This window comes from Curvibacter gracilis ATCC BAA-807 (assembly GCF_000518645.1).
Lineage (GTDB): Bacteria > Pseudomonadota > Gammaproteobacteria > Burkholderiales > Burkholderiaceae_C > Curvibacter > Curvibacter gracilis.
Genome location: NZ_JADZ01000004.1, coordinates 373,806 through 399,672, shown reverse-complemented (window position 1 = coordinate 399,672; position 25,867 = coordinate 373,806). Strand labels below are relative to the sequence as shown.

Genomic DNA, 25,867 nt, shown 5'->3' with positions numbered 1-25,867 from the left:
CATGGACAAACAACGCCTCTCTCGCTTGGCGGGTGGCCAGGGCGCCCGACGGGCCCTGGGCGCCGCGCTGACCGCCCTCTCGCTGGCCCTGCCCGGCCTCGCCCTGGCGCAGGCCTGGCCAGCCAAGCCCATCAAGATCATCGTGAACTTTCCGCCTGGCGGCGCGGCAGATCAGATTGCCAGATCCCTGACGCAGCCCCTGCAGGAGGCGCTCGGCCAGCCCGTGCTGGTCGAGAACAAAAGCGGTGCAGGCGGCAACATCGGCGGTGAAGCCGTGGCCAGATCGGCGCCCGACGGCTACACCTTGCTCATGAGTTCAGGGGGCATGGTCTCGGTCAACCCGCACCTCTATCCCAAGATGTCCTTCGACCCGGGCAAAGACCTCGAGCCGGTGGCCGCCGCAGCCCGCGTGCTGGTGTTCCTGGTGACCTTGCCCAGCTTTCCGGCCAAGGACGCCAAAGAGTTCCTGGCCCAGCTTCGAGCCCACCCGGGCAAGCTGTCTTTCGGCTCGCCGGGCAATGGCAGCTCGCCGCACCTGGCCGCCGAGATGATGAAGTCGCAAGCCAAGGTGTTTGCCACACACGTTCCCTACCGGGGCGCGGCCCCAGCGCTGACCGACCTGTTGGCTGGGCAATTGGATTTTCTGTTCGATCCAGGCGTGGCGATCCCGCAGATCAAGGCCGGCAAGCTCAAGATCCTGGCTGTCGGCAGCCTCCAGCGCTCGCCCCTGTTCCCCGATGTGCCGACGCTCGACGAGGTCGGCTTGAAGGGCTTCGATGCAGATACCGTGTTTGGGCTTTACGCGCCGGTCGGCACCCCGCCCGACATCGTCAGCCGACTCAATCGCGAGGTCAACAGGGCGCTGGCTCTGCCGGGCCCCCGCGAACGCATCCTGGCTCTCGGTGGCGAGCCGGCACCGATGACGCCCAGCCAGTTCCACACCAAGGCACTGGAGGACGGCCTGCGCTTCGGCAAGCTGATTCGCGACCGAAAGATCCTGGGAGATTGACGCCCATGCCGCCCAGCCTTGGATTTCACCAACCTGCCGCCTGCGCGGCGCAGCCCCTTGAGACGCGGACCACCGCGGGAGTTTCACCATGAAGATTGTTGTTGTCGGCGCAGGCGCCATGGGATCGTTGTTCGGGGGACTGCTGGCAGAGAGTGGCCATGCGGTCACGCTGGTGGACGTGAACGCAGCACATCTGCTGGCCATCCGGGCCAAAGGGCTTCATCTCCAGACAGACGAGGGTGACCGGTACATCCGTGGCCTTCGCGCCTGCCTGCCGTCAGAGGCCTCGGAGCCACCAGAGCTCATGCTTGTCTTCACCAAGACCTTGCATACCGCCGCCGCGCTGGCCGGGGTGCGACACCTGATCCAACCGGACACCTATGTTCTGTCGCTGCAAAACGGCCTGGGCAATGTGGAGACCCTGAGTCAGCATGTGGCACCGGAGCGCGTTCTGATCGGGGTGACCACCTGGCCCGCCGACCTCGCGGGCCCTGGCCATATCCGCTCCCATGGCCAGGGGGTGGTGCGCATGATGGCGGCAGACGGCTGCGACCGCCCCTTCGTGGCGGCGGCGGCGCAGGCGCTCAACGAGTGCGGTCTGGCCAGTACGGTTGACGCCGCCGTATGGTCCTCCATCTGGGAGAAAGTCGCTTTCAACGCCGCGCTCAACAGCATCTGCGCGGTCAGCCAATGCACGGTCGATGAGTTGGGCCAGGGCGACGGCCAGGCGCTGGCCTTTGCCGTGGTCGACGAAGCACTGGCGGTGGCCCAGGCCGAGGGCATCCATGCGGATGTCGAGGCCTGCAAAGCCAAGGTGGCCTCGGCCATCGCCCACCACCGGGGCCACAAACCCTCGATGCTGCAGGACGTGTTGGCCGGCCGGCCCACCGAGATCGAGGCCATCAACGGCGCCATCGTGGCCCACGCACAAGACCACGGCATCCCGGTGCCGTGCACCCGCACCCTGCTGCAGCTCGTTCGGCTGGTGCAGGCCCGTGGCGCAGCCAGCCCCCCGGCTGCTTGAACCGGGTCCCGACCTCTCAAACCATTCCAAGGAGACAAGCATGCACACCCGACGTTCCATTCTGCTGAGCACCGCCCTGATGGCCTGTGGCAGCCACGGCACCGCTTCGGCGGACGCCTATCCCTCCAAGCCCATCCGCTGGGTGGTCGCCTATGCCGCCGGCGGAGGCTCGGACGCCTTGGCCCGCACCGTGGGCACACAGCTCGCGGCCCAGTTGGGGCAATCGGTGCTGATCGACAACAAGCCGGGGGGCGCGACCGTGATCGGCGCCGAAAACGTGGCCAAGTCGCCGGGCGACGGCTACACGATCTTCACCGCCGACAACGGCACCCTGGTCTTCAACACCGCCCTGTTCAAGAAGCTCTCCTACGAGCCGCAGAAGGACTTCGCCCCGGTGGGGATGATGGCGCGCTTTCCGCTGCTGCTGGCCGTGAACCCGAACGCGGGCTACGCCGACGTGAAGGCCCTGCTGGAGGCGGCACGGGCCAACCCCGGCAAGATCAACTTCGCCACCCCGGGCGTTGGCAGCCCGCACCACCTGGCCATGGAGATGCTGAAGGCCCGCAACAAGCTCGATCTGGCGCACATCGCCTACCGCGGAGCCGCCCCGGCCATCCAGGACGTGGTGGGCGGCCAACTGCCCCTGATGGTGGTCGACTCGGCCGCCGGGATGCAGATGATCAAGGCCGGCAAGCTCAAGCCGCTGGCCACGTTCTCCAGGTCGCGCCTGTCCGCCCTGCCCGATGTGCCGTCGCTGATGGAGCTGGGGTACACCGACATCGAGGCCGTCGCCTGGCAAGGCCTGGTGGTGCCGATGGCCACACCCAAGGAGACGGTGGCCCGCCTCAGCGCGGAGCTGCAGAGGGCACTGCAGACAGAGGCGGTTCGCAGCCAGTTCGCGGTCATGGGCATCGAACCCACCCCCACCGATGCAGCCAGCATGCAAAAGCACTGGGCGCAGGAAAGCCAGTACTGGCCCCGGCTGATCCGCGAGCGCAACATCTCGCTGGACTGACAGGGCGCCGCGCGCCCTGCGGGCCGGCTGGGCCGATCACGAGCGCAGCAGGCCGGTGCGTTCGTGGCAATTGATGTACTCAAAGCGCTGCTCGCTGGAGCGCAACACCGAGACTTCGTGCGACAGCCGCAGGGCCAGTTCCAGGTTCATGTCCTGCACCAGGCGCATGAAGCCTTCGAAGATGGCGCTGTGGGTGGCATGGTCACGGGCCCAGCGCTCCATGTCGGCGAGGCTGGCCCACCAACTGAGTCCATAGCTTTTCTCGGCCGGGTGCAGATCCTTGTCCACAATGCGCAGGTAGCGGCTGGACAGACAGCCGATGGCCAGGCCGGCCTCGCTGTCGAGAAAGTCCATGCCTGCCCGCAGCACAGGCTCCACATCACGCACATAGCGCTCCCGCTCCAGGCCTGCAGTTCTTGACCAGTCCTGCCCCGAGCGGATCAGGGCGAGGTGATCGACCGCAGAAAACGCCACGCGGGCACGCCGGTTGGGCCTGGGCACCGGGCTGGCAGGTGCCGCGGCGGTCAGCGCTTCGGTCAGCGCTTCGGTCTGTGAGGCGGGCAGGCGGTCCCGCATGCTGCCCCAGTAGCCATGCTCGCGGATCTCTGCGCTCATGTGGCTGGCGAGTCGACCGAAGCCCTCAAAACCATCCGGGCTGGAGTACAGCGTTTCAAGCCGTTGCGGGGCGGGGCTGGCCACCTCCATGAACCAGCCACAAGCTTCGTCCAAGCGATGCTCGCTGTTCCACCAAGCCCCAAAGGCAAGCCCTTGGCGCCATTGTTCGAACCGGGCGGCATCGCGCCAATAGCCCGTCCAGACCAGCGTGCGGAAGCCCGCCTCATCGGTCCCCTGGGCGATGTCGTGGTGATCGGGGGCGTGCTCTGCCAAATCGCACCAAAGGCCGACGGCCGCCCGGGCCAGGGCCTCGCCCTCGGGGCTGCGGAACTGGGCCCCCAGAAAAGCAACGGTCATCGGCTGCAGCGCGTCGCCGAAGCGGGCCGTGAAGGCCGGGTTGGGGGGGCTGTAGTCATCCCCGCGGGTGGGTGGCCGGGAGCGCGGGCAACGCAGTGCCAAGGGAATGGCAGATTCCATGGAGATCTCCTGTCAACAAGGGTGGGTCAGGGGTGCCCGAGCCGAAGTCCATCCGGCTCCTGCACCTCGAAGTTCAGCATCAGGGTCACGATCCAGTGAGCCTGCTCGCGCAGCGCCTGGGCGGCAGCGGTCAGTTCCTCGACCAGCGCCGCGTTCTGCTGCATGGCCTGGTCGATGTCCAGGGTGCGGCCATTCATCTGCGCCACCCCCTGTGCTTGTGACTGGCTGGTCTGCAGGATCAGCCCCACACCACCGAGGGTCTGCTCCGCGTTGGCGGCCAGCTGCGTGATTTCGCGGACGGCCTGTTGCGCCTGTTGCGCCCCATGCTGACTGTGTTCCTGGCTGTCCAGCACGATCTGCTTGATGTCGCGGGCGGCCTGCGCCGACTGCTGTGCCAGCTGGCGCACCTCACTGGCCACCACGGCGAAGCCCCGTCCATGCTCACCGGCACGCGCCGCCTCGACAGCGGCATTGAGCGCCAGGATGTTGGTCTGGTTGGCAATGCCGTCGATGAGGGTGCTGATGCTGGAGATGCGGTTCGCACTGTCGTTGAGGTGCTGAATGGAGGACTGGAGGCCTTGCAACTGGCCCGCATTGCGTCGCGCATCCCGTGCCGAGTCACGCGAAAGCTTTTCAGCCTCCTGAGCCCGCAGATGGTTGTCCTGTGCCGCCGCCTCGAGCCCCGCCACCAGGTGTGCGAGCACCTGCACGTGGCTGGACTGCTGTTCGGTGCGATGGCTGAAGTCCGCACTGCCCTGGGCCACTTCCTGGCTGGCAGCGGCCACCTGCCGGGCCGCATTGCGGATGTTGATCACCAGCCCGTTCCAGTGGGCAGCCATGGCGCGCATGGCCCCCATCAACTCGGCAAGTTCGTCATGCCCCTGCGCATCGTGCTCAAAGCGGAGCAGGCCGCGCGCCAGATCGCCGGCACCCTGGCGGGCCAGGGTCAAGGTCTTGTGCAGGCGCCGGATCACCGGCCACACCAGGCCCATGCCGCAGGCCAGCGTGCCGGCAATGGCCAGCACGGAGGCCAGCCCCGCCAGATCCCGGCGGGTCTGTGCCTCCTGCCCCAGGGCCGAAGCCTGCTCAGCATTCACCGCGCTCAGGCGTCCCAAGGCCTGCTGCGAGGACTCATAGACGGCCCGGGCATCGCCATTGAGCAGGTCCGTGGCCTGCAACGGAAGACCATCGGCCATCAGACGGCGCATGCTGCGGTCGTGCTGCAAGTAGCCATCCCAGGCCTGGGTGAAAGCCGACAGCGCCTGCTGCAGATCGCTGCCGGCCATGCCGGTGGCCAGCATCCCGGCCTGCCGGCGCACGTCTTGGAGTTGCCTGTCCATGGCAGCCTCCAGTGCCGGTCGATCACTTTCCGCCGCCAGGCTGTACTGGAACTGCGCAATCCGGAAGTTGGCGGTGACCGACCCCAACTGCTGCAGCGCAACGCTGGCGGGCAGGCGCCGGGCCACGGCCTCGGCGCTCACCTGCGACAGCCCCCAGACCGCCCATGCGCCGACGGCCGCTTGCAGAGTGCCGGCCAACATCATGAGCGCAAAGGCCAGCCGCAGCCGGTTTCGGATGGAGACAGGGATCAGCTTGGGCACGGCTGCTTGCTCCGCCTTCAATCGGCCGGGGTGGCTTCGGGCTGCAGGTCTGCCGCGTCCAGGGGCAGCGCAAGGTGCTCGACCCGTGCAGCCTTCTTGCGGTTGAGCAGCAGGCGGTGCACATCGGGCCGCGAGTAATGGCCCACCGGGTCCATGGCATTCTTTGCGACCCCGATCTGGCCGAGGTCGATCTCGGCAATCAACAGGCCTTCGGCGTCCTCCGGCAACTTGTCCACCAAGGGCGCGCCGTCCGGCCCGTAGATCACCGTGTGCCCGCCACCGACATGGGTCAGGGCATGCTTGTCCGGGGTGTCGCACAACTCATCGACCATGGCCTGGGAAATGATGGCGCAGGGTGAGATCACAAAGCAGCCGCCTTCCACCGCGTAGACCTTGCTGACGGCGTTGTTGACCTCCCAGCCCAGGGCGTGGGCAAACGGCTCGTAGGTCGAAAAGCTGGGCCAGGCCGCGATGTGGACCTGCTCATGCTGAGAAAACATGGCGTAGCGATTGAGCGACAGGAGGTTTTCCCAGCAAGACAGTTCGCCCAGTCGACCCAGCGGCGTGTCGTGCACCTTCAGGTCGCTGCCATCGCCCTCGCCGAACACGGTGCGCTCGGAATGGGTCGGCCGCAGCTTGCGCCGCTGCGAGATGGTTTCGCCATCGGGGCCGATCAGCCACTGGGCAATGTAGAGGCTGCCCCCACTGCGCTCGGACAGCCCCAGCGAGGCGGTGATGCCGGCGGCCTTCACAGCCTGGCGCAAGCGCTCGGCCTGCGGGCTGTCATAGGACAGCGAATTGTCGAAATAGCGCTGCACGAAGCCGCGGCCGATGGCCCAGGCCGGCGCCCCCAGCCAGATGTGCCACGGGTAACCCGGGAGGAAGGTCTCGGGAAATGCGATCAGGCTGCAGCCCTTGTCGGCGGCCTCCTGGATCAGGCGGATGCATTTGTCCACCGTGGCATCCAGGTCCAGCCAGACCGGTGCAGCCTGGACTGCGGCAACTTTGTACTTGGGATGGGAAATGCCCATGGTGTTTACTCCAGAGTGAATTGAAAAGGCAGGTGGGTTGGAAGGAAGTGGCAGACCTCAGGGCATCCAGCGCCGGGTCCGCAAGGGGTCGAGATCGGGCCAGCGGCGACGCACCAGGCCCCAGGCACCTTGGGGCGACAGCACCATCGTGACGATGGCGATCAGGCCCAGCGCCACGAAATACCAGACGCCGTAATCGGCGCTGGACTCGCGCAGCGCAAAGAAGATGACCGTGCCGATGACCGCCCCCTCGATGTGGCCGATGCCGCCCAGCACGGAGATGAAGATGGCCATCGCCGTCCATGACAGACCGAAGCTCGCATCGGGACTGACCTGCAAGGTGTTCATGTAGGCGATGGCACCCGCCAGACCCGACAGGCACGCACACATCAGCCACAGCAGCAGCCTGGCGCGTGTCACCGCAACGCCGCTGGCGCGTGCCGCGGGCTCGCTGTCGCGGATGCCGGCCAGGGCCAGGCCGAGCGAGCTCTTCAACAGCCCCCTGGCCCAGAACAGGGCCAGAACGGCCACCGCCAATGCGGCCCAATAGGTGCCCAGGTTGCGATCTGACCGGCTGAACCCGGCCAGTGTGACCAGGGGCATGCCACCGCCGGCGCCGAGCGCATCGCTGTTGAGCACCAGAATGCGCATCAGCTCGGCCAGCACCCAGGTCCCCACCGCGAAATGGGCACCGTTGAGTCGAAACATCGGCAGCGCCGTCAAGGCCGCGAACAGACCGGTGACCCCCATGGCCAGCGGCAAGGTGGCCCAGGGGTTCCAGCCCAGCTGGTTGGACAGGAAGAACAGGGCGTAGGCCCCCACACCGACGAACACATGCAGCCCCACCACCACCAGGCCGCCGAAGCCCGCCAGCAGATTCCAGGCCATCGCGATCGCGAACACCGTGAAGACTTCCACCAGCAGACGCTGGGTGGCGAAGCCCGAAAACCAAGGCAACGCAGCCAGGGCGCCAACCAGCGCAAGGCTGACCAGAAGGCCGCGCCAGGACCGGAGCGCGGATCGAAACACAGAGGGCATGGCCATGTTTTCTTTTCTTTCTATCAATGCTTTTGCGTGAAGGGACGGAACAGCCCTTGTGGGCGGACCAGCAACACCACGAGGAAGGTGAGGTGCCCGAAGAAGGCCCCCAGGCCGGGGTTGACCTGGGCCCCCAGGACATGGGCCAACCCGATCAGCAAGCCGCCGAAGAAGCTGCCCCACAGGTGGCCCAGCCCCCCCATCACAACGGCCTCGAAGGCGAACAGCAGTCGCTCCGGGCCAGCCATGGGGGCAAACGGCGTGCGCATGCCGTAAAGCACGGCGGCCAGTGCGGTGACCACCATGACCAGGCCGGCCATCAGTGCAAAGAATCGCTTGTCATCCACCCCCACCAGCCGCGCCGCCGGCGCGTCGTCGGAGACGGCGCGGGCCTGCCGCCCACCATGGGTGTGGGCCACGAGCAAATGCATGACGGCATACATCAGCACGCTGACCGCGCCGATGAGCAGTGGAAACACGCCGACCGAAACGCCGCCAAGGTCCAGACCCCGCAAGGTCAGATCGCCCGAGGGCAGGTGGCGCGTGTCGGCACTGAACACCTCCAGCAGCAGGTTCTGGATGACCACCGACAGGCCGAATGTCACCAGCAGGGGGGAGAGTTCATGCGCCCCGACCACCCGGTTGAGCAGCACCGCCTGCAGCAGCCAGCCGACGCAGAACATGAGGGGCAGGACCACGGCCAGGCAGACCAGGGCGGACCACCCGGTCGCCTCCATGACCGTCCACGCCACATACGCCCCCAGCACGATCAAATCGCCGTGGGCCAGGTTGATCATCTTCATGACCCCCAGGCTCAGACTCAGACCCAGCGCAAACAGGGCGTAGAGCGACCCCAGCAACAGCCCGTTGATCAACAGTTCGATCCAATTGTTCATGCCCATCACACTCCGAAGTAAGCCGTGGCCACGTCGTGGCGGTCTGCCTGCGCGGACAGGCCTTGCAGCACCACACGCCCCTTTTGCAGGCAGACAAAATGATCCGACTCGCGCAAGGCGCGCTGCACGTTCTGCTCCACCAGCAGCAAGGCCATGCCCGAGGCCCGCGCCTGCCGCAACAGTCGGTAGACCTCGTCCACCGCCAGGGGTGAGAGCCCGAGCGACACCTCGTCACACAGCAGATAGCGCGGGTTGCACAAGAGCGCACGGGCGATGGCCACCAATTGCTGCTGCCCCCCGGACATGGCCGTGGCGGGCCGGCTCAGCAAGCCGCGCAAGACCGGCATCTCATCGAGCACGCGCTCGCTCGTCCACGCCCCCGGTCGACCGTTGCGCTCGGCCAGTTGCAAGTGCTCGCGCACCGTGAGGCTGGCAAACAGGCGCCGACCCTCCGGCACCAGCGCAATGCCTTGGTGCAGGCGCTGCAACTCATGCCCCTGGCTGATGCACACCCCATCCAGAAGAATGCTCTCGGGCCGTGCGCGCAACGCACCCGCCAGCGTGCGCAGCAGCGTGGTCTTGCCGGCGCCGTTGGAGCCGATCAGGGCCAGCGTCTGTGCGGGTGCCAGTTGCAGACTGACATCGAACAAGGCCTGGAACAGCCCATAGTGGGCATCCATGCGATCAACCTGCAGCATGCTCGACCTCCGCTTGCATCTCCAGTTCCGAGCCCAGGTAGGTCTCGCGCACCAGGCGACTGGCGATGACATCGCCGGGCAGGCCGTCGGCCAGCAAGGCACCTTCCGACAGCACGACCAGGCGCCGTGCCACCTTCACCAGTGCATGGACCAGGTGTTCGATCCAGAGCACGGTCACGCCCTGCGAATGGATCTCGGCCACCAGCTCAAGCAACTGGTGGACTTCGGCGTCCGTGAGCCCGCCACCCACCTCATCGAGCAGGAGCAGCTTGGGCCCGGTGGCCAGGGCTCGGGCCACTTCCAGGCGCTTGCGCTGCAGCAGCGTCAGCCCCCCGGCCATCTGGTTGCCGACCACCGCCAGCCCACAGCGGCGCAAGGCGTCGTGCGCCGCTGCAGCCGCCTGATCGCCGTGCATCCCGGCCCCGTAAATCGCGGCCACGAGGGTGTTCTCATAGACGGTCAGGCCGCTGAAGGGCTGCGGAATCTGGAACGTCCTGCCGATGCCTGCCCGGCAGCGCTGGTCCGCCCCCTGGGTCGTGACGTTCTCACCGTCGAGCCAGACCTCGCCGCTGTCACAGCGCAAGTGCCCGGCGATCAAGCCGAAGGCCGTGGTCTTGCCCGCCCCGTTCGGGCCGATCACCCCCACGAACTCGCCCCGAGCAACCTGCAGGTCCAGGCCCTTGATGACCCGGGTGGCCCCGTAGGACTTGGTGACTTTTTTCAGTTCCAGCAACACGTCAGCCCTCTCCATCAGGCCGGAAGCAGTTCGAACTTGCGCTGAACCGGGATCTCAGGTGCGGTGCCGTTGTGCGTGACGACGATGTCGAGGCGCCCCTTGTCGTCGATCACCCATTGCCCGCCCACGACCCGCATCTTCGACACGTTCTTGATGCCGCTGCCGGCAAAGTCCAGTCGGCCGATCACCGTGTCCTGGCGCAGGCTGCGTATGGCATCGGCCACCTTCTGCGGGTTCTTGGGATCGCCGCTGGCCTTGAGCGCCGCCACACCGGCTTCAATCAGGGCGTGCATCACGCCGATGGGCTGGGTCCACTCCTTGCGGGTGGCGGTGGTGTAGGCGTCGGCGAGCTGGCGGGCGGTCTGACCGGTCAGGCTGCTGCGGAACGGGTAGGCCGGAGACCACCAGATCTCGGTGGACATGCCATGCGCACTCTTGCCCAGCGCCTTCACGCCACCCGGGAAGAGCAAGGCCTTGGCGATCGTGGCGACCTTGGGATGAAAGCCCATCTGCGCGCTCTGCTTGACGAAGCCCGACCACTCGGGCGGGGCAAACAGGCCGGTGACGATCTCCACGCCCTCGTTCTTGAAGGCCTGTATCTGCGCCGAGAAGTCGCTGCCACCCGGCGCGAACTTGCCGATGTCCACGATCTTGTAGCCGGCCTTGGCAAACATCGCCGGCATGCCCATCTTCAGATCGCCCATGGCATTGCCAGGCAGCGTGTTCTCGAACGCCGCACCGATCACCTTGGGCAGCTTCAGGTCCTTCCAGATGTCCAGGTAGACGTTGGCAATGTCGTCGATGCCCCAGAAGAAGTGGAAGACGCTCTTGAAGCCCTTGGCCGGGTCGCCCTTCATGGGAAACATCCAGGCCTGCCAGGGGCCCATGGTGGTGATGCAAGGCACCCCATTGATCTCGCACTGCTGGGCGATGCCGGGGCCGATGGTGGCCTGGCCCAGCATCAGGTCCACACCGTCCTTGTTGATGAGCTCCGCAGCGAGGTTGGATTGGCGGTCCGGGTTGCTCTGGTCGTCCTTGGCGATGAATTCGACGCGGTAGGTCTTGCCACCGATGTTCAGCCCATTGGCAAGCGCCTTCGAGGCGTTCTCCAGAATGAAAGGATCGGCCTCGGCAAACGGTGCAAACGGCCCGGTGCGATGGGTGAGGTAGCCGATCTTGATGACATCGTCGGCAGCAAATGCCTGCGGTGCCGCAATGCTCGCTGCGGCAAGCGCCGAACCTTTGACCAGGAACTTTCGCCGGGTTTCGCTGCCGGCGGGGGTGAGCAGATCGTCTTGCATGTGTGCCTCGTGGAGGTGGGTGAAATCGAGGCTTGAGCTTAGGTGGGAGGACCTGTTGCAGCTTGGCTGGATGCTGCGCCACGCTTGGCTCGTTCCGACATCGCGGCTTCTGTGCGAGCCCGGTGTCGGAGCACTTGCTCCGATCCGACCCGCCAGTTGACTGCATGCGGCACAGGCGTCCCGCCAGCCCGATTTCGACACCCCACCCAGGGTTGAACCTGATGCCTTGAATCAACGTCCGCCTTAACTTCGGCCAGCAGGCGCGCGTCTTGCTTGGAGCGTGGGGTCTGTGCCCCCCGCCGGCAAAGCCCCACATCGTTCCTACAACGCCTCAGATCTTCGGAATTGCCCCATGAACAACTCTCTTCACGCAGATCCAGTGACGCTCTCCCTGGACACGGCGACTGCGGGCCGGGCACGCCACCGACTGGACACTCAGCAGGTGCCTGAACATCAGCGCTTCGAGTACTGGCTGGACATGATCTGCTCCATCTATGTGCAGCTCGAATGCGACAAGCCGACGGCAAGAGATCTGTTCGGAGAGATCGAGTTCTCCCGCATCGGCGGACTGGACCTGACCGAACTGCGGGCCAATGTGCAGCGTGTGCGCCGCACCTCGCTGCACACATCACGGGCCGGCGAAGACTTCTGTCTGGTGCAGCTGCAGCAGGCAGGCACCGGCGTGGTGTGCCAGGACGGGCGCATCGCCGTCGTGAAGCCAGGCGACTTCGTGGTGTACGACTGCACCCGCCCCTACGAGTTGCTGTTCGAGGAGGAAGAGCACCATGTTCTCGTGCTCAGGCTGCCGCGCACCGACCTGGAGCGGCATGTCAGTGGCCTGGAGGAGCTGACGGCGACCACCGTGGCCGGCGATGGTGCGGCCGGGCACCTGCTGCTGTCGATGGTGAGCACCCTGCGCCATGAATCCGAACGCCTGCACCCCGCCTCGGTTCAGGGTGTCTCGGACGCCATCACCCAGATGATCGCCGCGGGGCTGCGCAGCCTGCCCCATGCCAACACCCGTCGCCCGTCCAACCTGCAGGCCTACCATGTCGCGCGCATCAAGGCCTTCGTGAAAGAGCGCCTGAAAGACCCGGCCCTCTCCGTTGCCAGCGTGGCCCAGGCCGCCCGGCTGTCCCCCGACCATCTGGCGCGCCTGTTCCGCAACGAACCGGTATCGCTGTCGCGCCTGATCTGGCAGTGGCGCCTCGAAGGCTGCCAGCGTGACCTGACCGCCCCCATGCTGGCCAACCGCACCGTGAGCGATATCGCCTTCTCGTGGGGCTTCAACGATGCCGCCCACTTCAGCCGCTCGTTCAAGGAGCAGTACGGCATGTCGCCGCGCGAGTTCCGCCAGCAGGCCCTGTCCATGCGGCCGGTTGGAGCCATGGCCGCAGAGTGAGTCCTCGGCCCGCTGCGCGGTGCCTCTGCCATTCAGGCAGGCACACCGCCTGACATGGCGCCCGCCGCCACAACGCCCCGGCTCATCACTGGCCAAGGCTGGGTTTTCTTGCCCCCACCCCGACACTGACAGCCAGGCCACCGGGCGATCGATCTTCCACGACCTGGCGCCCAGAGGGGGCTCGTCGCTCCGCCACGATTCACGGCCAATCTCCGCAGACCGCCCGGCCCCATCGCGCCGCTGAGAGGGCCGGTTTTGACCGAAGTCGATTCCAGAACAGCCGGATACGGGATCGAGGCAAGTCCGACATTTCCGGAACATTCGCAGGTCGGAGCAGGACAAGCCGGAAAGCGCAGTCGATTCCACAATTTTCAACAGCTGCCAGCCCCCCGCTGGCAGCCCCTGACCAGGCCTTCGTGGCGGCCCCATCACGGTGAGCCCGGCCCATTGACCGGGCCAGGCCACCAGCACTGCAGACAGGCAGGCGCTGGCAGGGACACACCAGCCGCAGCGCAGACGCCTCACAGCTCGCGACGGCTGGGTGTTTGACACAACCGAGAACCCACAGGAGTTGACTTGAAAAACAGATTGTTCCCTTTCGCCGCCGCGGCCCTGGTGGGCTGGTCCGGCCACGCCCTGGCCACCGAGGGTGGTGGCTCCACCTACCCTTCCGGGGTGGAAAACTTCATGGTGGGCGCCGTGCCACCACCGGGCCTGTATGTGTTGAATTACGACAACCTCTACGTGGCCGACAAACTGAAGGATGGCCTGGGCCAACAGGTGCCGGTGCCCGGCTTCAAGGTCAATGCGGCAGTGGTCGCCACCCGGGTCGTCTGGTCCACACCGCAGCCGGTGTGGGGCGGCAATCTGGTGTTTCACACCATCATCCCCGTGGTGGACCTGAAGGTATCGGCCGCCGGTGCCAGCCAGCACAAGACGGGGGTGGGCGACATCACGGTCGGCGTCGGCATCGCGCACCACCATTCAGAGGCCCTTCACACGGCCACCGGCCTGGATCTGGTGCTGCCAACAGGCGGCTACGACAAGACAGACCTGGCCAACATCGGGCGCAACTATGCCTCGCTGCAACCCCTGTTCGGGCTGACCTACCTGCAGTCCAGGGGTTTCAATGGCGACTTCAAGATCACCTTCAACCTGAACCAGAAAAACAAGGACACCCAGTACCGCTCAGGTGACGAGGTCTTCGTGGATTTCGCGACAGGCTACGGCCTGGGCAACGGCTGGACCCTGGGCGTTGGCGGCTACGTGCGCCGCCAATGGAGCAGCGACACCCAGGCCGGCGCGGTGGTGGCCAACAGCCGCAGCAGTGGCTTTGCATTGGGCCCCTCGCTGCGCTACGACAACGGCAAGGGTTGGTTCATCACGGCCAAGTTCCAGGCCGAGAGCGCCGTGCGCAATGGCACCGAAGGCAAGGCCTTCTGGATCAAGACGGCCATCCCGTTCTGATCGCTCGCCCGCCCGCCCACACCCAGACACCCAGACACCCCGGCCACCAGCCCGCCGGCAGCTGCGTTTCTCCGAGGAATCCATCCTCCTTGCCCGTCACGCTGCGAGGTGTGGCGGGCGTCTTTTTTTAAGACACCGCAGTTTGCGCGCCCTGGTGCCAGCGCTGTGGCCCAGCGCGCCGAATCACAGATGCCTGCCAGCTCAGGCGCGGGCTCTGCCTGCATCCTTACCGCCCGCCATCACCGGGTCGCGGCTGCGCCAGTTCAGCGCCGCTGAAAACGCAAGGGGCTGAAAGCCGCCAGATCCTGCTGCACGGGCAGCCCGGCTGCCAGCCGGGCTGCCCACTGGCCGGTGCGGGCCGAGCCGCCCAGGCCCACGTGGCCATGGCCGAAGGCCAGCACCACATCGGGTGAGTCGGCCGAGGGGCCGATACAGGGCAGGCCGTCGGGGGTGCTGGGGCGGTGGCCGAGCCAGCGTTGCACGGCATCGGGCTCGGGGCTGGGGGCCAGGCCTTCGAACATGCTGCGCAGGTGCCGGTACAGGATGTCGGCGCGGCGCCAATCGGCCGCCGCGTGCAGACCCGCGATTTCGACCTGGCCGGCGGCTCGCAGGCCGCCCTCCATCCAGTGGACGATGAGCTTGCCGTCGGCGGCCATCATGGGCAGGCGCGGGCCGCGGGTGGGCTGCAGCACCTGCACGTGGTAGCCGCGCTCGGACTCCAGCGGCACCGGCGTGCCGGCCGCCGCGGCCAGGGCGGCCGAGCGTGCACCGGCACAGATGACCGCCGCGTCGCACGGCAGTTCGCCCTGCTCCGTCAGGACCGCGCGCAGGCGCCCGCCCTCCAGACGGAAGCCGGTGGCCCGCGCAGGCCACAGCGCGGCCCCCTGCGATTGGGCATGGCGCGCCAGGGCCGCCACATAGCGGCCCGGATCGCGGCATTGGCCCGCCTCGGGCACATGGATGGCAAAGCGGTAACGCGGGTCCAGATCGGGCTCGCGCTCACGCAAGGTGGCTTCGTCCCATTCGACCCACTGCACGCCGGTGCGGGCCCGCACCCGCCAGGCCAGTGCCTCGCCCTCAAACTCTTCGCGCGAGCGAAACACATGCAGCAGGCCACGCTGCTCGATCAGCTGCGGCACGCCGGCCTCGCCGGCCAGGCGCTGGTGCAGCGCGGGCGCGTCGACCAGCAGGGCCCGCAGCGCATGGGCCGTGCGCTGCACCCGGGCCTCGGTCCAGCCGGACGCCAGGTAGCGCAGCAGCCAGGGCAGCGCCTTGGGCAGGTAGGGCCAGCGCACCGCCAGGGGCCCCAGCGGGTCGGCCAGCCAGCCGGGCACCCGGCGCCAGGCGCCCGGCAAGGCCGGCGGGATCACTGAATGCGACGACAACCAGCCTGCGTTGCCATAACTGGTGGCGTGGCTGCCACCGGCTGCCTCGGGCTCCACCAGGGTCACGCGCAGCCCCAGGCGCAGCGCCTCGATGGCGGTGGCGCAGCCCACGGCACCGGTGCCGATGACGGCCACATGGCGAGGCGGCACGGAGGGATCGGGGGTATTCATGTGCGGGGCGCCGGTTTCGTGCGACGGTTGCACCGGGGTGGTGCGGATGGGGGTGGTCACAGTGCTTCCCTCGGTGGAGCGGTCGTTGAAATGGCAGCGATGATCGACAAGGATCTGCTCGGGTGTGCCTGTCCTGAAGCAAAAAACCCGCCCAGGCTTGTGACCAGGGCGGGCGTCGGTTCACTTCAGGGCCCGGTGGGGGTGTCCCACCCCGGGCGCCTCAGGTGATCTGAAGATCATTCGTCAGGCGAAGGATCAGTATTCCCAGAAGATGCGTTGCAGTTCCTTGCTGTCGCTGGTCTTGGTCAGGGCGACCATGGCCAGGATGCGGGCCTTTTGCGGGCGCAGGTCGTGGGCCACCACCCAGTCGTACTTGTCGTCGGGCTGCTCGGCATTGCGCAGCACGAAGCCATCGGGCACGCGGGCCGAGCGGATGATCTGCACGCCCTGGGCACGCAGGCCTTGCAGGGCAGGCACAGCCTGGGCCGCCACCGAGCCGTTGCCGGTGCCGGCATGGATCAGGGCCTTCACGCCGGCCTTGCCGTAGGCATCGATGCCGGTGGTGTTCATGTTGCCGTAGCCGTACACGATGTCCACGGCGGGCAGGGTCTTGATGTCGTCGATGTTGAACTCGGACGCATTGGTGTGGCGCTTGACCGGCGCGCGGAACCAGTAGTTGCGGCCTTCCACCACCATGCCCAGGGGGCCCCATTGGCTCTTGAAGGCTTCGGTCTTGATGTTGATGGTCTTGCTGACGTCGCGGCCGCTCTGGATCTCGTCGTTCATGGTGACCAGCACGCCCTTGCCGCCGGCATCCTTGCTGGCGGCCACGCTGACGGCGTCGTACAGGTTCAGGGTGCCGTCGGCCGACAGCGCGGTGCCGGGGCGCATCGAACCCACCACCACGATGGGCTTGGCGGTGTGCACCACCAGGTTCAGGAAGTAGGCGGTCTCTTCGAGCGTGTCGGTGCCGTGGGTGATGACGATGCCGTCCACGTCAGCCTGCTTGCTCAGGGCCGAGACGCGGCGCGCCAGGGTCAGCAGGTGCTCGTTGGTGAAGCTCTCGGAGGCGATCTGGAAGACCTGCTCACCCGTGACCTGGGCCACGTTGCCCAGTTCGGGCAGGCCGGCCAGCAGCTTTTCGACCGGCACCTTGGCGGCGGCGTAGGTGGCGCTGTTGGCAGCCGAGGCGCCAGCACCGGCGATGGTGCCGCCCGTGGCCAGCACCACCACATGGGGCTTGGCGGCCTGGGCCAGAGCAGCTGCCGACAGTGCGCTGAGCGCCATGGCGGCCAGCCAGCGTTTCATTCCTTGACGGGTGGTCATCAACATGAGGGGAAACTCCTGAGTTCGGGTCTTGAGGGGGAACACGCAGCCCTCGGGTGGGGCGCTGCACTCGTCCCGCAGGGTAGCCGCGGGATGGCCGATGCTAGGGGCGACACCACGCCGCCGATGCGGAATAATCGACCGCAGGGTGTGAATTCCACTCATATCCGCATTAACCCTGATTCACCCCGGGCCCCCATGAACCTGAGGCAACTCGAAGTTTTCCAGGCCGTGCTGCAGACCGGCAGCATGAGCGCCGCCGCACGCCTGCTGTGTGTCACGCCCTCGGCGGTCAGCAAGGCCGTGGCCCACACCGAGCTGCAACTGGGCTATGCGCTGTTCACGCGCAGCCCGGCCGGCCTGACCCCCACCCCCGAGGCCCAGGTGCTGGCGGCCGAATCGGCCGGCATCCACCGCCAACTGGAGGGCCTGCGCCAGACGGCGCGCAACCTGGCGCGCGGCGAAGGCGGGCAGATCCGGCTGGCGGCCATCCCCTCGATCAGCCACAACTTTCTGCCCAGCCTGCTGCAGGCCCATGCCGGTCGCCACCCCCAGGTGGGCATCGAGGTGCGCACCCTGAACCAGGACCAGATGGCCCCGGCCCTGCTCACGCACAGCGTGGATTTCTGCCTGGGCTTCTACCCGCACCCGCACCCACAACTGCACAGCGAGCTGCTGGTGAGCGGGCGCCTGTTCCTGGCCGTCACGCGCGAGCTGTGGACCTGGTCGCTGCGCGGCAGCCCGCCGCTGGCCTATGGCCGGCTGGCCCAGGTTCCCGTGATCCGCCTGGTGGGCAACGACCCGATGCGTCAGGCCATCGACGAGCTGGCGCAACGCCTGGGCGTGGTGGACAGTGGCGGCATCCAGGTGCAGACCTCGCAGTTGGCGCTGGAGCTGGTGCGCCGGGGCATGGGCTGGACAGTGGTTGATTTTCTGACGGCCCAGCACCTGGACCCGCGCACCATGGTGGCGCTGGAGCTGCACGAGCTGCCCCCCATGTCGCTGTACAGCTACCACAGCCCCAACCACCCGCCCGGCCAGGCGGTGCAGCGCATGCTGGGCATGCTGCCGGCGCTGCTGCAACAGACGCTGTCGACCCCGGCGAGGGCCTGTTAACACTGATTTCGCCGGTGCGAAGCCTGCTGGCCAAGCGCCAATCAAGGCGCGTGTCGCAGCCCAGACCGGGCGTCTGGGCAAGACACGCAACGCCGAGTGGCGCTTGGCCAGCCGGCTTCCCTTCGGGTTGGAGCCCAAAAGGCCGATCGCGGCGTTGCCAATCCTCGCTGGGTCACCGACCCAGCTGCGGTTGGCGCCTTGCGCTAGGCCTTTTGGATCTCCAACGCATCCGGCGAAATCAGTGTTAACAGGCCCTAGGGCGCCCCAACCAAACGCCCCGGCTTGAGGCACACTGCATCCACACCGCTGGTCAGTGCGGCCAGCCCCTTCATCCAATACTGCGGAGACTGAACTGATGCGACTGAAGACCACTGCCCCCATCGCCCTGGCCTTTGCCGCCGGCCTGCTGGCCGGCCCCTGGGCCACCGAGCTGCTGCGCGACGCACACGCCCAGACCGTGCCGCTGGCCCCGGCCGCCATCGACATCGCAGCCCTGACCGATGCCGACCTGCCCGCCACGCCCAACCCCGATTTGCGCAGCAAGACCCTGGTGGTGACCGACCAGGCCACGCTGGCCGTGCAGACCGGCAACGTGGGCAAGCACTATCACGCCAAGTCGGACGAGATCCAGTACATCGTCGAGGGCACAGGCACCGCCTGGCTGGGCGACCGCCTGGTGGACATCAAGCCCGGCATGCTGCTGGTCATCCCCAAGGGCACGGCCCATGCCGGCACCGTGGCCAGCAGCGGCCGCTTCAAGGCGATCGCCATCAAGGTGCCGCCGCAGGCCAGTGGCGACACCGTGTTCATGAACTGAGTCGGCGCAGGGGCCCGATCAGCCTCCAGCGAGGCGGCTCTTGCTGGCCTCCAGCTGATCCAGCAGCGAGTACCAGGCCACGCCCGCCGCGATGTAGAAGCGCTGCAGCCCGTGCAAGGGGATGCGCCGCATGCGGGTGACGGGGTAAGGAAACGGTGCCCCTCCCGCCAGATCGCCGGCCGTCAGACGCCGGGCGATCTGCTGGCCCAGGCTGGTGCACAGGGCAATGCCGCGCCCATTGCAGCCCAGCGCCAGGGTCACGCCGGGTGCGGGCTCGTGCACATGAGGCATGAAGTCGCGCGTGATGGCGATGCGACCGGCCCAGCGGTACTCGTACTGCAAGGGCCCCAGGCCCGGAAACAACAAGGCCAGCGAACGCTCAAGGTGGACAAAATCGGGCGCACCGACCGGGTCGCTGAAATGGCCGCGCCCGCCCATCAGCAACCGCCCCTGGGCGTCTTTGCGGAAGTACAACAGCAAGCGCTGCGAGGTGGAGGCCGTCTCGCCCCCCGGCAGGATGGCAGCGGCCGCGTCACCCTGCAGCGGGCGCGTGGCCACCATGAAGCTGTTGGCCGCCAGCACGGTCTGGCGCAAGCCCGGCCAGAGTCCATCGGTGTAGCCATTGGTGGCGATCACCACGCGGTCGGCGCGCACCGTACAGCCCCCCGGGCCGGTGGCCACCCAATGCCCCCCCACACGCTGCAAGGCGCTCACCGGGCTGTGCCCGTGCACCTGCACGCCCAGCAACTGGGCGGCCTGCAAAAGGCCTCGTGCATAGGCCAGCGGCTGCACCCCACCGGCACGGCCATCGAGCCAGCCCCCGGCAAAGGCCTCGGTGCCCACGCGGCGCGCCACCGCGGCCCGGTCCAGCCACTCGACCGGCACACCCCGCACGGCCCATTGGCGCGAACGGGCCTGCAGGCCGGCCAACAGTTTCTCGTCGTAAGAAAGCTGCAGCCAGCCGGCGCGCACCGGATCACAGGCGATGCCATGTTTACGGATCAGCTCGAACACCAGATCGGCCGAGCCGGACACCACCTCGATCAGCGCCTCGGCCCGCTCGGGCCCCAGCAAGGCCCTGAGTTCGTCGGGGTCGTGCTTGAGGGTGGGGTTGACCTGCCCGCCGTTGCGCCCTGAGGCGCCCCAGCCCGGCTCGCGGGCCTCCAGCACCACCACCCGCGTGCCCGCCTGGGCCAGGTGCAAGGCGGTGGACAGGCCCGTGTAGCCGGCGCCGATCACGAGCACATCTGTGCTGATCGACTCGGCCAGCGCCGGCGTGGCGGTGGCCGGTGGGGCCGTGGCCGCCCACAGCGAGGGCGGCATGGCTTCGGAATACCGTGGGTTCATGGGGTGGGCTCCAACGTGGCCTGGGCAGGCTGGTGCAGCACCCGGCGCAGAAAATCCTGGGTGCGCGCGTGGCGCGGTGCGCCCAGCACCTGGGCCGAGCTGCCCTCTTCAACGATGGTGCCGCTGTGCAGAAAGCACACGCGGTCGGCCACCTCGCGGGCAAAGCCCATTTCGTGGGTGACCACGATCATGGTCATGCCTTCACGGGCCAGGGCACGCATCACCTCCAGCACATCGCCCACCAGCTCGGGGTCGAGGGCCGAGGTGGGCTCGTCAAACAACATGGCTTCGGGCTTCATGGCCAGCGCGCGGGCAATCGCCACCCGCTGCTGCTGCCCGCCGGAGAGCTGGGCCGGGTAGGCCTGGGCCTTGTCCACCAGGCCCACCTTGTCGAGCAGATCCAGGGCCAGCGCGCGGGCCGGGCCGCGGGCCTGGCCCAGCACATGCACGGGGCCTTCCATCACGTTGTCCAGCACGCTGCGGTGGGCAAACAGGTTGAAGCGCTGGAACACCATGCCCATGCGGCAGCGCAACTGGCGGATGGCCGGGCTGCGCACATCCACCGGCTGGCCAAAGGCACGGATTTCGCCGCCCTCGTAGGTCTCCAGCCCGTTGATGCAACGCAGCACGGTGGATTTGCCCGAGCCCGAGGGCCCGATCAGGCACACCACCTGGCCGGCCTCCACGTTCAGGCTGACGCCCTTGAGCACCTCGTGGGCGCCGTAGCGCTTGTGCAAGTCGCGAATCTCGATCATGGCCTGCGGGCTCCCTTGCGAAGGTGGCTTTCCAGTTTCTTCAGGCCGGCCACCAGGGGCAGGCTCAGCACCAGGTACAACAGGGCCACCAGGGTGTAGACCGTCATGTTCTGGAAGGTGGACGAGGCAATCAGCTGCCCGGCCCGGGTCATTTCGGCCACGGTGATGGTGGACACCAGCGACGAGTCCTTGAGCATCATCACCAGCGTGTTGCCGTAGGGCGGCAGCGCAATGCGAAAGGCCTGCGGCAGGATCACCCGGCGCATGATCAGCGCCGGCCCCATGCCCATGGCCAGGGCGGCCTCGCGCTGGCCGGGGTCGACCGCCTCGATGCCGGCCCGGAAGTTCTCCGCCTGGTAGGGCGAATAGGCGATGCCCAGGCCGATCACGCCGGCCTGGAAGGCCGTGAGCTGGATGCCGATGTCGGGCAGCACAAAGTAGATGTAGAACAGCTGCACGATGATGGGCAGGCCGCGGATCAGGTTGATCACCGCTCCCCCGCCCCAGGCCAGGGCGCGGATCGGTGACAACCGGGTCAGCGCCAGCACCAGGCCCAGCACGGTGCTGAAGACAAAGGACAACAGCGTGACCTCGACCGTGACCACCGCCCCCTGCAACAGGATGGGCAGGAACTCACGCGCATGTTCGATGAACTGGGATGCACTCATGAAGCGCTTTCAGATCGGGGCGCGCAGGCCTCAGATGCCCCACTTCTGCACGATCTTGGCCAGGGTGCCATCGGCCTTGATGGCGGAAATGGCCTTGTTGAGCCGGGCCAGGGTCTCGGTATCGCCCTTGCGCACCACCAGGCAGACATCGCCCACATTGACGGGCTTGTAGCTATCGACCAGGCGCACCCCCTGGAAGGTGTTCTGCCGGATCTGGTAGGCCATGATGGGCTGGTCGGCCAGCGCCGCCTTGATGCGGCCCAAGGCCAGGTCGCGCGCCAGGTCGGCCACCGAGTCGTAGCTGCGCACCTCCTTGAAGATGCCCTTCTTGTTGAGCATGTCCAGGAACACCGTGCCCACCTGGGCCCCCACGATCTCGCCCTTGAGTTCATCGAGTGAGGTGTAGGGCTTGGCGTCGTCGGCCTTGACCAGCAGACCCTCGCCATAGGAATAGACCGGGTCGCTGAAGTCGACCACCTGCTGGCGTGCCGCCGTCTTGAGCATGGCGGCCGAGATGATGTCGATCTTGTTCGAAGTGAGCGATGGGATCAGGGCCGAAAACACGGTCTGCTGCACGTTGACGCTGAAGCCACCGGCCTTGCCCACCGCCGTCACGGTGTCCACCATCATGCCCTGGATGGAGTTGCTCTTGACGTCCAGAAAGGTGAACGGAATGCCGGTGGCCGTGGCCCCCACGTTGTAGCTGGATGCACCGCCCTGGGCCCATGCACCCGAAGTGACACAGGCAGCGCACAAGATCAGGGCAGCACGGCGAAGAGGTGAGGCAAGTGACATGGAAAGCTCCTAGACGGGCAAGGCCCGGGGGTGGATGAAGGGGTGAAGATGCACCGTTGGATGCAACGACCATGCCAATCATCGATTCACTCAACTCTTATTTCAATTAATACAAACCACTATTCGACGCTATAGAATCGAATATCGATTTTTAAGTACCATGAACCCCATCCAAGACCCCCAAACGCCTGGCCCCGACGAGGCGCCCGCCGCCAGCAACAGCTTGCTGTTCAATCAGTCACTTGAAAAAGGTCTGGGGGTGCTGCGGGCTTTCAATGGCCAGCGTCGCACCATGACGATCGCCGAGGTGGGCGAAGCGGTGGGCATCAACAAGAGCTCGGCCCAGCGCATGGTCTACACCCTGGAGCAACTGGGCTACCTGCGCAAACACCCGCAGACACGGCGCTACCAACTCGCCCCCCGGGTGATGGAGATCGGCTTCAACTACCTGTCGGCCAATCCGATGATCGAGATCGCCAACCCCTTTCTGTCGGAGCTGTCGAACGTCACCACCGAAACCTCTTGCCTGACCGAAGGCGATGGCGAAGACATGGTCTATGTGGCCCGCTTCGTGAGCGCCCAGTTCGTGCCGGTGCACATGCCCATCGGCAGCCGCATCCCCATGTACTGCACCGGCTCGGGCCGGGCCTACCTGAGTGCGCTGCCCGAAGCCGAAGCCCAGGCCTTGATCGAAGGCGCGCACCGGGTGGCCCACACCCAGCACACGCTGACGGCGGTGGCCGACATCCTGGACACCCTGCGCCAGGCACGCCAGCGCGGCTACGCCATCAACCGCGAAGAACTCTTTCTGGGCGACATGACGCTGGCAGCCCCCGTGCTGGGCGCCAGCGGCCGCCCGCTGGGCGCCATCCATGTGGTGGCGCCCACCAGCCGCTGGACGCTGGAAGAAGCCGAACGCAAGCTGGCCCCGCCGCTGCTGCAGTGTGCGCGGGCGGTCAGCAGCTCGGTGCGCACCATGGGCTGAATGCGCCCGGCCTGGGTTAGAGTTCGGCCATCTGTCTGCCCTACCCCACCATGAACCGACTGCAAACCGAGCTGAGCCGCCTTTACCTGCCCTCTGGCGCCGCGCCGCCCCAGGGCGACGTGCCCGAGCTGGCGCTGGGTGGCCCCGACGGTGAACTGCGGGCGGCCGTGCTGGAGCTGGCCCGCCCGGCCGATTGGCCGGCGCTGTCGGCGGTGTGGCAGGGCGTGCAGGCCGATCTGGGCTTGCCGGCCCCGGCCATTGCCATCAATGGGCTGGACGGCTACCAACTGTGGTTCTCGTGGACGCAGCCACTGCCGCAGGAGCAGGCCCAGGCCTTTTTGCGGGCCTTGTGCCAGCGCTACCTGCCCGGCGTGCCCGAGCGCCGCCTGCGCCTGCTGCCCCAGCCTGGGCAGGGCGTGCCCCAGGTGCCGGCGCTGCGACCTGACACCGGTCTGTGGTCGGCCTTTGTGGCGCCCGACCTGGCTGCCGTGTTTGGCGACGAGCCCGCCATCGACCTGCCGCCTGGCCCCGACGCCCAGGCCGACCTGCTGGCGCGGCTGAGCAGCATGCGCCCCGGCGACATGCTGCAAGCCTGGGAACGGCTGCAGCCGGCGCCAGCCCCCAAAGCACCCGCACCGGCCGAGCCCCAGAACGCCCCCAATACCCACGCCTATACCGGCCCCCATACCGCCACCGGGCCCGGCCCCGGGCTGAGCCCCCAGGCCTTCTTGCGCGCCGTGATGGACGACCCCAGCGTGCCCCTGGCCCTGCGCATCGACGCTGCCAAGGCCTTGCTGGCAGCAGGGTCCACCCCAGGCTGAACACCATGCGGCGCACAGCTGGCCCGGCCCACCCGCAGCAACCGGGGCTGGACATGCTGCGCGGTCTCTGCACCCTGCTGGTGGTGCTGCACCATGCGGCCATCACCTATGGCGCCATCGGCGGCTGGTATTACCGCGAGGTGGCCACCAGCCCGCGCCTGGACGTGCAGTTGCTGGTCTTCTTCTGCACCGTCAACCAGGCCTGGTTCATGGGCCTGTTCTTTCTGCTGGCGGGCTACTTCACGCCGCCGGCCCTGGCCCGCAAGGGCCTGTTCGATTTTGTGCGTGGGCGCCTGCTGCGGCTGGGCCTGCCCCTGCCGGTGTATGGCACGCTGATCGGGCCGGCCACCATCGCGCTGGCCGCCACCGCGCGGGGCAAGCCCTGGGGGGAGACCTTTCTAACGCTGCTCCAGCACAACACCTTCGAGAACGGGCCACTGTGGTTTGCCCAGGCACTGCTGCTGATGACCGGCGCGGCGCTGGCCTGGTGGTGGGGCCGAGGGCGACTGCCCGGGCCGGCGGCTGGCCCTTGGCAGCCAGATGCCCGCCCCTGGCCACGCCGCCGCACGCTGCTGCTGGCGGCCCTGGCCACCGGTGCCACAGCCTGGCTGCTGCGCCAGGCCTGGCCCGTCGGCGTCAATGTGTGGGGCCTGCAACTGGGCTATTTCGCCAGCTACGCGCTGCTGTTCGGGGTGGGCTGCCGCGCGGCCCGGTCGGCCTGGCTGGAGCGCCTGCCCGGCACCGAGCTGCGGTTCTGGTGGCGGCTGGCCCTGTGCTGTCTGCCCGTGCTGCCGCTGCTGTATGGGCTGGGCGCGCGTTGGCCTGAACTGCGCTCGGCCATCCTGCCGGTGGCCTATGCCTTCTGGGAGCCCCTGGTGGCCTGGGGCATCTTGCTGCGTCTGCTGCAGGCCTTCGGGCCCGGATGGCGCCCCACACGCCGCTGGCAGACCGACCTGTCGCGCCGGGCCTTTGCCATCTATGTGATCCACCCGCCCGTGCTGGTGGCTGTGGCCCTGGCCGGCGCGGGTGTGGGCGCGGCACCGCTGCTGAAATGGGCCGTGACCGGCAGCCTGTCATGCCTGCTGTGCTTTGTGCTCGCAGGATGGCTGCTGCGCGCGCCTTGGCTGGCCCGATTGCTTTGACCGGTGCACACCAGGGCGCGAGACCTCGCCCACGATGGGCAACTGCCGCAGGCCGACCTGGGATGCCATGGCATGGTCTCGACAGAGCAAGATCAGCATCAGCAATAAATTCAAATATTGAAGTATTTGAGCGCCCTTGAAAGACCAGCCACCGGGTTGATCTCATCGAGCGGCATCTGAACATCAAGCTGCAGCCGCTCTTAGGGCGATAAGAACCCCGTGACAGAAC

Annotated in this window: 24 protein-coding genes; 10 read left to right on the top strand and 14 right to left on the bottom strand. The window is 67.3% G+C overall.

Going from position 1 to position 25,867, the window contains the following annotated elements; translation table 11 throughout:
* Position 1 precedes the first annotated feature (1 nt).
* From L880_RS0101850 to L880_RS0101840, 3 genes are all read left to right on the top strand, one after another.
* Complete coding sequence (locus tag L880_RS0101850; RefSeq protein ID WP_051442958.1) at positions 2 to 1,009, top strand: Bug family tripartite tricarboxylate transporter substrate binding protein; 1,008 nt, start codon at positions 2 to 4, stop codon at positions 1,007 to 1,009.
* 88 nt (positions 1,010 to 1,097) lie between these two features.
* Entirely contained in the window at positions 1,098 to 2,033 is a 936-nt protein-coding gene (locus tag L880_RS0101845; RefSeq protein ID WP_027474215.1) for a ketopantoate reductase family protein, read from the top strand.
* 40 nt (positions 2,034 to 2,073) lie between these two features.
* On the top strand, positions 2,074 to 3,048 hold the full coding sequence (locus tag L880_RS0101840) for a Bug family tripartite tricarboxylate transporter substrate binding protein (protein ID WP_027474214.1): 975 nt from the start codon (positions 2,074 to 2,076) through the stop codon (positions 3,046 to 3,048).
* A 36-nt stretch (positions 3,049 to 3,084) separates the two neighbouring features.
* Here L880_RS0101840 and L880_RS0101835 read toward each other — a convergent pair whose 3' ends face one another.
* The 8 genes from L880_RS0101835 to L880_RS0101800 are packed head-to-tail and all read right to left on the bottom strand — an operon-like array spanning position 3,085 to position 11,441.
* Positions 3,085 to 4,140: a phenylacetaldoxime dehydratase family protein gene (locus L880_RS0101835; protein WP_027474213.1), complete on the bottom strand. Its 1,056-nt coding sequence runs from the start codon at positions 4,138 to 4,140 to the stop codon at positions 3,085 to 3,087.
* A 26-nt stretch (positions 4,141 to 4,166) separates the two neighbouring features.
* Positions 4,167 to 5,741: a methyl-accepting chemotaxis protein gene (locus L880_RS0101830; RefSeq protein ID WP_027474212.1), complete on the bottom strand. Its 1,575-nt coding sequence runs from the start codon at positions 5,739 to 5,741 to the stop codon at positions 4,167 to 4,169.
* Between the two features lie 17 nt (positions 5,742 to 5,758).
* Positions 5,759 to 6,772, bottom strand: coding sequence for a carbon-nitrogen hydrolase family protein (locus L880_RS0101825; RefSeq protein ID WP_027474211.1), 1,014 nt, complete (start codon positions 6,770 to 6,772; stop codon positions 5,759 to 5,761).
* A gap of 57 nt (positions 6,773 to 6,829) precedes the next feature.
* Complete coding sequence (locus tag L880_RS0101820) at positions 6,830 to 7,816, bottom strand: branched-chain amino acid ABC transporter permease (RefSeq protein WP_027474210.1); 987 nt, start codon at positions 7,814 to 7,816, stop codon at positions 6,830 to 6,832.
* A gap of 17 nt (positions 7,817 to 7,833) precedes the next feature.
* The gene (locus L880_RS0101815) at positions 7,834 to 8,706 is read right to left on the bottom strand and encodes a branched-chain amino acid ABC transporter permease (RefSeq protein WP_027474209.1); all 873 of its coding nucleotides are present in this window, start codon (positions 8,704 to 8,706) and stop codon (positions 7,834 to 7,836) included.
* 5 nt (positions 8,707 to 8,711) lie between these two features.
* Positions 8,712 to 9,404 carry an ABC transporter ATP-binding protein gene (locus L880_RS0101810; protein ID WP_027474208.1) on the bottom strand — a complete coding sequence of 231 codons (693 nt, stop codon included), beginning with the start codon at positions 9,402 to 9,404 and terminating at the stop codon, positions 8,712 to 8,714.
* Positions 9,391 to 10,140 (bottom strand): ABC transporter ATP-binding protein, encoded by a 750-nt coding sequence (locus L880_RS0101805; protein WP_342669152.1) that lies wholly within the window; start codon positions 10,138 to 10,140, stop codon positions 9,391 to 9,393. Before L880_RS0101805 ends, L880_RS0101810 begins: the two co-directional genes overlap by 14 nt.
* A 14-nt stretch (positions 10,141 to 10,154) precedes the next feature.
* Positions 10,155 to 11,441 (bottom strand): ABC transporter substrate-binding protein, encoded by a 1,287-nt coding sequence (locus L880_RS0101800; RefSeq protein WP_051442957.1) that lies wholly within the window; start codon positions 11,439 to 11,441, stop codon positions 10,155 to 10,157.
* Between the two features lie 352 nt (positions 11,442 to 11,793).
* Between L880_RS0101800 and L880_RS31275 the strand changes: the two genes are divergently transcribed.
* Positions 11,794 to 12,843 carry an AraC-like ligand-binding domain-containing protein gene (locus L880_RS31275; RefSeq protein ID WP_084460900.1) on the top strand — a complete coding sequence of 350 codons (1,050 nt, stop codon included), beginning with the start codon at positions 11,794 to 11,796 and terminating at the stop codon, positions 12,841 to 12,843.
* 576 nt (positions 12,844 to 13,419) lie between these two features.
* A complete protein-coding gene (locus L880_RS0101790) occupies positions 13,420 to 14,310 on the top strand; it encodes a SphA family protein (protein WP_245614870.1) in 891 nt (296 codons plus the stop codon).
* Between the two features lie 263 nt (positions 14,311 to 14,573).
* Here L880_RS0101790 and L880_RS0101785 read toward each other — a convergent pair whose 3' ends face one another.
* Together L880_RS0101785 and L880_RS0101780 are read right to left on the bottom strand one after the other, a co-directional pair.
* A complete protein-coding gene (locus L880_RS0101785) occupies positions 14,574 to 15,866 on the bottom strand; it encodes an NAD(P)/FAD-dependent oxidoreductase (RefSeq protein WP_157462552.1) in 1,293 nt (430 codons plus the stop codon).
* A gap of 255 nt (positions 15,867 to 16,121) precedes the next feature.
* Positions 16,122 to 17,192 (bottom strand): asparaginase, encoded by a 1,071-nt coding sequence (locus L880_RS0101780; RefSeq protein WP_420536223.1) that lies wholly within the window; start codon positions 17,190 to 17,192, stop codon positions 16,122 to 16,124.
* A gap of 198 nt (positions 17,193 to 17,390) precedes the next feature.
* Here L880_RS0101780 and L880_RS0101775 point away from each other — a divergent pair, with 198 nt between their 5' ends.
* On the top strand, positions 17,391 to 18,308 hold the full coding sequence (locus tag L880_RS0101775; RefSeq protein ID WP_027474202.1) for a LysR family transcriptional regulator: 918 nt from the start codon (positions 17,391 to 17,393) through the stop codon (positions 18,306 to 18,308).
* A 355-nt stretch (positions 18,309 to 18,663) separates the two neighbouring features.
* Positions 18,664 to 19,125 carry a cupin domain-containing protein gene (locus L880_RS0101770; RefSeq protein WP_027474201.1) on the top strand — a complete coding sequence of 154 codons (462 nt, stop codon included), beginning with the start codon at positions 18,664 to 18,666 and terminating at the stop codon, positions 19,123 to 19,125.
* Between the two features lie 18 nt (positions 19,126 to 19,143).
* Here L880_RS0101770 and L880_RS0101765 read toward each other — a convergent pair whose 3' ends face one another.
* Genes L880_RS0101765 through L880_RS0101750 form a run of 4 tightly spaced genes read right to left on the bottom strand, consistent with a single transcriptional unit; the run spans position 19,144 to position 22,690 of the window.
* Entirely contained in the window at positions 19,144 to 20,472 is a 1,329-nt protein-coding gene (locus tag L880_RS0101765; RefSeq protein WP_027474200.1) for an NAD(P)/FAD-dependent oxidoreductase, read from the bottom strand.
* Positions 20,469 to 21,227 (bottom strand): amino acid ABC transporter ATP-binding protein, encoded by a 759-nt coding sequence (locus L880_RS0101760; RefSeq protein WP_019572413.1) that lies wholly within the window; start codon positions 21,225 to 21,227, stop codon positions 20,469 to 20,471. The genes L880_RS0101765 and L880_RS0101760 overlap by 4 nt, the downstream gene beginning before the upstream one ends.
* Entirely contained in the window at positions 21,224 to 21,895 is a 672-nt protein-coding gene (ehuD, locus tag L880_RS0101755; RefSeq protein WP_019572412.1) for an ectoine/hydroxyectoine ABC transporter permease subunit EhuD, read from the bottom strand. Before ehuD ends, L880_RS0101760 begins: the two co-directional genes overlap by 4 nt.
* Before the next feature lie 30 nt (positions 21,896 to 21,925).
* Complete coding sequence (locus tag L880_RS0101750) at positions 21,926 to 22,690, bottom strand: ABC transporter substrate-binding protein (RefSeq protein WP_027474199.1); 765 nt, start codon at positions 22,688 to 22,690, stop codon at positions 21,926 to 21,928.
* Between the two features lie 160 nt (positions 22,691 to 22,850).
* On the opposite strand from L880_RS0101750, the gene L880_RS0101745 reads away from it, so the two are divergent.
* Genes L880_RS0101745 through L880_RS0101735 form a run of 3 tightly spaced genes read left to right on the top strand, consistent with a single transcriptional unit; the run spans position 22,851 to position 25,638 of the window.
* Entirely contained in the window at positions 22,851 to 23,675 is an 825-nt protein-coding gene (locus L880_RS0101745; RefSeq protein ID WP_027474198.1) for an IclR family transcriptional regulator, read from the top strand.
* 50 nt (positions 23,676 to 23,725) lie between these two features.
* Positions 23,726 to 24,496 (top strand): hypothetical protein, encoded by a 771-nt coding sequence (locus L880_RS0101740; RefSeq protein ID WP_027474197.1) that lies wholly within the window; start codon positions 23,726 to 23,728, stop codon positions 24,494 to 24,496.
* 5 nt (positions 24,497 to 24,501) lie between these two features.
* Positions 24,502 to 25,638 carry an acyltransferase family protein gene (locus tag L880_RS0101735; RefSeq protein WP_027474196.1) on the top strand — a complete coding sequence of 379 codons (1,137 nt, stop codon included), beginning with the start codon at positions 24,502 to 24,504 and terminating at the stop codon, positions 25,636 to 25,638.
* Positions 25,639 to 25,867: the final 229 nt, after the last annotated feature.

What these genes read in the sequence shown, in the direction of transcription:
- L880_RS0101850 (WP_051442958.1), top strand. Translation starts at nt 2, where the DNA reads ATGGACAAACAACGCCTCTCTCGCTTGGCGGGTGGCCAGGGCGCCCGA.
- L880_RS0101845 (WP_027474215.1), top strand. Translation starts at nt 1,098, where the DNA reads ATGAAGATTGTTGTTGTCGGCGCAGGCGCCATGGGATCGTTGTTCGGG.
- L880_RS0101840 (WP_027474214.1), top strand. Translation starts at nt 2,074, where the DNA reads ATGCACACCCGACGTTCCATTCTGCTGAGCACCGCCCTGATGGCCTGT.
- L880_RS0101835 (WP_027474213.1), bottom strand. Translation starts at nt 4,140, where the DNA reads ATGGAATCTGCCATTCCCTTGGCACTGCGTTGCCCGCGCTCCCGGCCA.
- L880_RS0101825 (WP_027474211.1), bottom strand. Translation starts at nt 6,772, where the DNA reads ATGGGCATTTCCCATCCCAAGTACAAAGTTGCCGCAGTCCAGGCTGCA.
- L880_RS0101820 (WP_027474210.1), bottom strand. Translation starts at nt 7,816, where the DNA reads ATGGCCATGCCCTCTGTGTTTCGATCCGCGCTCCGGTCCTGGCGCGGC.
- L880_RS0101815 (WP_027474209.1), bottom strand. Translation starts at nt 8,706, where the DNA reads ATGAACAATTGGATCGAACTGTTGATCAACGGGCTGTTGCTGGGGTCG.
- L880_RS0101810 (WP_027474208.1), bottom strand. Translation starts at nt 9,404, where the DNA reads ATGCTGCAGGTTGATCGCATGGATGCCCACTATGGGCTGTTCCAGGCC.
- L880_RS0101800 (WP_051442957.1), bottom strand. Translation starts at nt 11,441, where the DNA reads ATGCAAGACGATCTGCTCACCCCCGCCGGCAGCGAAACCCGGCGAAAG.
- L880_RS31275 (WP_084460900.1), top strand. Translation starts at nt 11,794, where the DNA reads ATGAACAACTCTCTTCACGCAGATCCAGTGACGCTCTCCCTGGACACG.
- L880_RS0101785 (WP_157462552.1), bottom strand. Translation starts at nt 15,866, where the DNA reads ATGAATACCCCCGATCCCTCCGTGCCGCCTCGCCATGTGGCCGTCATC.
- L880_RS0101780 (WP_420536223.1), bottom strand. Translation starts at nt 17,192, where the DNA reads ATGACCACCCGTCAAGGAATGAAACGCTGGCTGGCCGCCATGGCGCTC.
- L880_RS0101775 (WP_027474202.1), top strand. Translation starts at nt 17,391, where the DNA reads ATGAACCTGAGGCAACTCGAAGTTTTCCAGGCCGTGCTGCAGACCGGC.
- L880_RS0101770 (WP_027474201.1), top strand. Translation starts at nt 18,664, where the DNA reads ATGCGACTGAAGACCACTGCCCCCATCGCCCTGGCCTTTGCCGCCGGC.
- L880_RS0101765 (WP_027474200.1), bottom strand. Translation starts at nt 20,472, where the DNA reads ATGAACCCACGGTATTCCGAAGCCATGCCGCCCTCGCTGTGGGCGGCC.
- L880_RS0101760 (WP_019572413.1), bottom strand. Translation starts at nt 21,227, where the DNA reads ATGATCGAGATTCGCGACTTGCACAAGCGCTACGGCGCCCACGAGGTG.
- ehuD (WP_019572412.1), bottom strand. Translation starts at nt 21,895, where the DNA reads ATGAGTGCATCCCAGTTCATCGAACATGCGCGTGAGTTCCTGCCCATC.
- L880_RS0101750 (WP_027474199.1), bottom strand. Translation starts at nt 22,690, where the DNA reads ATGTCACTTGCCTCACCTCTTCGCCGTGCTGCCCTGATCTTGTGCGCT.
- L880_RS0101745 (WP_027474198.1), top strand. Translation starts at nt 22,851, where the DNA reads ATGAACCCCATCCAAGACCCCCAAACGCCTGGCCCCGACGAGGCGCCC.
- L880_RS0101740 (WP_027474197.1), top strand. Translation starts at nt 23,726, where the DNA reads ATGAACCGACTGCAAACCGAGCTGAGCCGCCTTTACCTGCCCTCTGGC.
- L880_RS0101735 (WP_027474196.1), top strand. Translation starts at nt 24,502, where the DNA reads ATGCGGCGCACAGCTGGCCCGGCCCACCCGCAGCAACCGGGGCTGGAC.